This is a genomic window from Rhodosalinus sp., from assembly GCF_046542825.1.
Classification (GTDB): Bacteria; Pseudomonadota; Alphaproteobacteria; order Rhodobacterales; family Rhodobacteraceae; genus Rhodosalinus.
Genome location: NZ_JBKHAQ010000160.1, coordinates 1 through 4,555, shown reverse-complemented (window position 1 = coordinate 4,555; position 4,555 = coordinate 1). Strand labels below are relative to the sequence as shown.

Sequence of the window (4,555 nt, the reverse complement as noted above, 5' to 3'; positions counted from 1 at the left end):
TGGACCCCGCCGGCGAGAGCTACCTGCGGCAGGAGGGGCGCGGCCTCTGCATCGGCTTCTACGAGCAGAGCGCCAAGCCCTGGGCGGTGGACGGCACGCCCTGGGACTTCGGGCACGAGTTGCTGCCCGACGATCTGGACAAGATCGAGGAGTCGATCGCCTTCGCCTACCGCCGCTTCCCGGTGCTGGAGCGCGCGGGCGTGAAATCGGTCATCCACGGCCCCTTCACCTTCGCCCCCGACGGCAACCCGCTGGTGGGCCCGGTGCCGGGGATGCGCAACTACTGGTCGGCCTGCGGCGTGATGGCGGGCTTTTCCCAGGGCGGCGGCGTGGGGCTGATGCTGGCGCAGTGGATGGTCGAGGGGGAATGCGAGCGCGACACCTTCGCCATGGACTGCGCCCGCTACGGCGACTGGATCACGCCGGGCTACACGCGGCCCAAAGTGATCGAGAACTATCAGAAGCGCTTCTCTGTGGCCTATCCGAACGAGGAACTGCCCGCTGCGCGCCCCTTCCGACAGACGCCGATGTACGACATCTTCGACCGGATGGGCGCCGTCTGGGGGCACCAGTATGGCCTGGAGGTCGTCAACTACTTCGCGCAAGGGGATGAGCCGCGCTTCGAGACGCCGAGCTTCCGTCGATCGAACGCCTGGGAGGCGACGAAGCGCGAGGTGCGCGCGGTGCGCGAGGGCGTGGGCATCAACGAGACCCACAACTTCGGCAAGTATCGCGTGACTGGACCCGGGGCGCGCGCCTGGCTCGACCGGATCATGGCGGGGCGCATCCCCGCGCCGGGACGCCTGGCGCTGACACCGATGCTCTCGCCCAAGGGGCGGCTCTGGGGCGATTTCACCGTCTCCTGCCTGGACGACGAGACCTTCCAGCTGACGGCGAGCTACGGCGCACAGGCGTTCCACATGCGCTGGTTCCTCGCCAATGCCGAGGACGGCGTGGTGATCGAGAACGTCTCGGACCGCGTGACCGGCTTCCAGATCGTGGGACCGGCGGCGCGCGAGGTGTTGCAAAGCGTGACACGGACCGACATTTCGGACATGCGGTTTCTCGACGTCCGCAGCCTGACCGTGGGCATGGCGGACTGCCTCGTGCAGCGGGTCAGCTACACCGGCGATCTGGGCTACGAGATCTTCTGCGATCCGATGGTGCAGCGCGCGCTCTGGAGCACGCTGTGGGAGGCGGGCCAGCCGCACGGGATGAAGCCCTTCGGGATGCGGGCCATGATGTCGCTGCGGCTCGATCGGTTCTTCGGCGCCTGGGGGCGCGAGTTCTCGCCCGACTACACGGCGGCCGAGACGGGCCTCGACCGCTTCATCTCGTGGAAGAAGAACGTGGATTTCGTGGGCCGCGCGGCCGCCGAGCGCGAGCGCGCGGCGGGCGCCGCGCGGACCCTCAGGCCCTTCGAGGTCGATACGCTGGACGCGGATGTGCACGCCTATGAACCCATCTGGATCGGTGGCGCGGTCAGGGGCTTCTGCACCTCCGGCGGCTATTCGCATTTCGCCGACAAGGCCGTGGCGTTGGGCCTGATCCCGACCGAAGTGGCGCAGCCGGGCCTCGAGGTCGAGATCGAGATCCTGGGCGAGATGCGGCCCGCACGGATGCTGGACACGCCGCTCTTCGACCCCGAGGGCGCGCGCCTGCGCGGCTGAGACGCTTGCCCGACGGGCCGGCTTGCGCCATGCTGCCGCAGGGGAAGGCGTGGCGAAGCCGCGCAGAGGGTGCGCGACACGGGAGCGCGGCAATGTCGGACGTGGGAATCCTCATTCCCGCCGCGGGATCTTCGTCCCGCATGGGAGGGCGTGACAAGCTGCTCGAGCCGGTGCTGGGCTTTCCGCTGCTGTCGCTGATCGCCGCGCGGGCACGGGAGGCAACGCCCGTCGTCTGTATCGCCCTGCCGGGACCGGACGGCCCCCGGCACCGCGCGATCGAGGATCTGGACGTGGACTGGGTTCAGGTGCACGACCGGTCGGAGGGCATGGCCGCCTCGCTGCGCGCGGGACTGGCGGCAATGCCCGCGCGGCTGGCTGGCGTGATGATCCTGCCGGCCGACATGCCGGAGATCGACGCCCCGGACCTGCGCACACTGATCGACGCCTTTCGCGCCGCCCCCGGAATCTGGCAGGCAACCGGAGAGGACGGGACGCCCGGGCACCCGGTGATCTTTCCCGCCGATCTTCTGTCAGAACTGGCAAGGGTGCGCGGCGACCGGGGGGGACGCGCGGTTATCGCGGCGCACCCCGACCGGCTGCGCCGGCTCGCCCTGCCGGAGCGGCGCGCGCTGATCGACCTCGATACGCCCGAGGACTGGGCGCAGTGGCGCGCCGCCGCGCAGTAAGCTTCAGGCGTTGGCTTCGCGGATCTTTTCCGCAGCGGCCTTGTCGTAGGTCACGCCCTTCTCGTCGAAGAGCTGGTCCAGTTCGCCCGACAGCGTCATCTCGGTGATGATGTCGCAGCCGCCCACGAACTCGCCCTTGACGTAAAGCTGCGGAATGGTCGGCCAGTCCGAATAGTCCTTGATGCCCTGCCGGATGTCCTCGTCCGCCAGCACGTTCACTTCGGTGAACTCGACGCCCATGTAATTCAGAACGCCGGCCACGCGGCTGGAAAAGCCGCACTGCGGCATCGACTTGGTGCCCTTCATGTAGAGCACGACGTCGTTTGCCTTTACCGTCTCGTCGATCCGGGTCTTCGCGTCGCTCATCTGCGCCTCTCGTCCTTAGGTTTCCCTGGGCCCCTCGCCCGTATCGGTATCGTCCTGCTCCGCGGCCCTGCCTTCGGTTTCCGCCTCTCCGGCCTCGTCCGGCTCAGGCGCCGGCGGTTCCTCGTAGCTCGGCGCGCTCTCGTCGAATTCGAAGGCCGCGCGCGGCGGCTCCGGCTCGTCCAGGTTCCGGCGGCGTCTCAACTCGTGCAAGCCGACAAGGACGAAGACGGTCGTGAAGCCCACGAGGATGATCCATGGCAGCCATTCCAGCATGCAACCTCAATCCGGGGCCTTGGTCGTCAGGGCCAGCGCATGAAGGTCGCCCTGGGATCCGGCCATCTTTTCCTTCAGTGCGGCATAGACGGCGCGTTGCTGCTGGACCCTGTTCTTGCCGCGAAAGCTCTCGTCGATCACTTCCGCCGCATAGTGGTTTCCGTCCCCCGCGAGATCGGTGATGGTGATGCGCGCCTGTGGAAAGGCCGCGCGGATCAGGTGCTCGATCTCCTGCGCCTGCATCGGCATGGGCAAGGCTCTCCGGCTTCCATTGTCGCTGAAAGACTTAGTCTTGCGCCGAAGGCGGCGCAAGGGAGGCGCTCAGACCCGATAGGCCCGGAGCGCCGCCACCAGCCAGATCGCCATCAGCGCAAGCGACAGCACCGCGTTCCACCCCGCCATGCTGAGGCCCGCAAGGCTCCAGGCGACCTCGTCGCAGCGCACCACCGGCGCGGCCATGATCTGCGCCGTCAGTTCCTCGACCGAAAGCTCGCCGACCTCGCTGCCGCCCGAGCAGGTGGCAGGCCCCTCCCACCAGCCCTGCTCCACGCCAAGATGATAGCCCCCGATCCCGCCGGAGGCGCCCGCCGCGACCGCCCCGAAAAGCGGCAGCGCCGCCCCCGGCAGGGCCAGCCCCAGCACGCCGATCACCACCGCCGCGGCGTGCGGCCAGCGCTGCCACAGGCAGAGCGCGCAGGGCGCCAGCCCGCCCAGATGCTGGAAGGCGAAGGCCATCGCCAGCATTGCCGCCGATCCGCCGGCGGCGATCAGGATCAGCCCGTTGCGCGTCACAAGACCCTCAATATGGCGAAGCCCCCGATCAGGAGCGCCAGGAACAGCACGAACATAAGCCCCAGCCGCCGCTCTATGAAATCACGGATCGGTGCGCCGTAGGCACGCAGCAGCGCCGCCACCACGAAGAACCGCAAGCCCCGCGCCAGCACCGAGGTCAGCAGGAAGGTGGCAAGGTTCAGCCCGGTCCAGCCCGACATGATGGTGATGACCTTGTAGGGAAAGGGCGTGATGCCCGCCGCCAGCACCGCCCAGAAACCCACGCCGTTGAAGGTCTCGTTGAAGGCGGCCATCGCCTCTTCCTTGCCCAGCGCCTCCAGCACCGGGCGGCCCAGCGACTCGTAGGCGAAGGCGCCGATGGCGTAGCCCGCCAGCCCACCCAGCACGGAGGACAGCAGCCCCACCCCCGCGATCAGCCAGGCCCGGTGCGGCGCGGCAAGGATCATCGGGATCATCAGCACGTCCGGCGGGATCGGAAAGACCGAGCTTTCGGCAAAGGACACGACAGCGAGCACCCACAGGGCGCGCGGATGCTCCGCCATGGAGAGCGTCCAGTCGTAGAGCGCCCGTATCATGCCTGCCTGCCCCTGCCGTGGTCGCAGCGGTTGACCACGCGCGCGCTGTCCGGTCAAGCGCCCGAGGCACTGGACGCGGCGGCGCACCGGCGCTAGTCCTGCTGAAGGGCCCAAGTGGCGGAACGGTAGACGCAGGGGATTCAAAATCCCCCGCCGCAAGGCGTGTGGGTTCGACTCCCACCTTGGGCACCAA

General features: G+C 68.6%; 7 protein-coding genes and 1 tRNA gene. 3 read left to right on the top strand and 5 right to left on the bottom strand.

The features are described from left to right. Positions 1-1,670: GcvT family protein (locus ACLFOB_RS14320; RefSeq protein ID WP_410926517.1), on the top strand; the 1,670-nt coding region annotated here is incomplete at its 5' end. A gap of 92 nt (positions 1,671-1,762) precedes the next feature. Continuing rightward, positions 1,763-2,356, top strand: coding sequence for an NTP transferase domain-containing protein (locus ACLFOB_RS14315; RefSeq protein ID WP_410917881.1), 594 nt, complete (start codon positions 1,763-1,765; stop codon positions 2,354-2,356). Between the two features lie 3 nt (positions 2,357-2,359). Here the strand turns inward: ACLFOB_RS14315 and grxD are convergent, their stop codons facing one another. The 5 genes from grxD to ACLFOB_RS14290 form a co-directional block, all read right to left on the bottom strand. Next, positions 2,360-2,722 carry a Grx4 family monothiol glutaredoxin gene (gene grxD, locus ACLFOB_RS14310; RefSeq protein WP_410917880.1) on the bottom strand — a complete coding sequence of 121 codons (363 nt, stop codon included), beginning with the start codon at positions 2,720-2,722 and terminating at the stop codon, positions 2,360-2,362. A 15-nt stretch (positions 2,723-2,737) separates the two neighbouring features. Continuing rightward, positions 2,738-2,995: a hypothetical protein gene (locus ACLFOB_RS14305; RefSeq protein ID WP_410917879.1), complete on the bottom strand. Its 258-nt coding sequence runs from the start codon at positions 2,993-2,995 to the stop codon at positions 2,738-2,740. Between the two features lie 6 nt (positions 2,996-3,001). Continuing rightward, on the bottom strand, positions 3,002-3,244 hold the full coding sequence (locus ACLFOB_RS14300; RefSeq protein ID WP_410917878.1) for a BolA/IbaG family iron-sulfur metabolism protein: 243 nt from the start codon (positions 3,242-3,244) through the stop codon (positions 3,002-3,004). A 72-nt stretch (positions 3,245-3,316) separates the two neighbouring features. Next, entirely contained in the window at positions 3,317-3,787 is a 471-nt protein-coding gene (locus ACLFOB_RS14295) for a disulfide bond formation protein B (protein ID WP_410917877.1), read from the bottom strand. Further along, positions 3,784-4,362 carry a YqaA family protein gene (locus ACLFOB_RS14290; RefSeq protein ID WP_410926516.1) on the bottom strand — a complete coding sequence of 193 codons (579 nt, stop codon included), beginning with the start codon at positions 4,360-4,362 and terminating at the stop codon, positions 3,784-3,786. The genes ACLFOB_RS14295 and ACLFOB_RS14290 overlap by 4 nt, the downstream gene beginning before the upstream one ends. 108 nt (positions 4,363-4,470) lie before the next feature. Here ACLFOB_RS14290 and ACLFOB_RS14285 point away from each other — a divergent pair. Continuing rightward, a tRNA-Leu gene (locus tag ACLFOB_RS14285) sits at positions 4,471-4,554 on the top strand. Position 4,555: the final 1 nt, after the last annotated feature.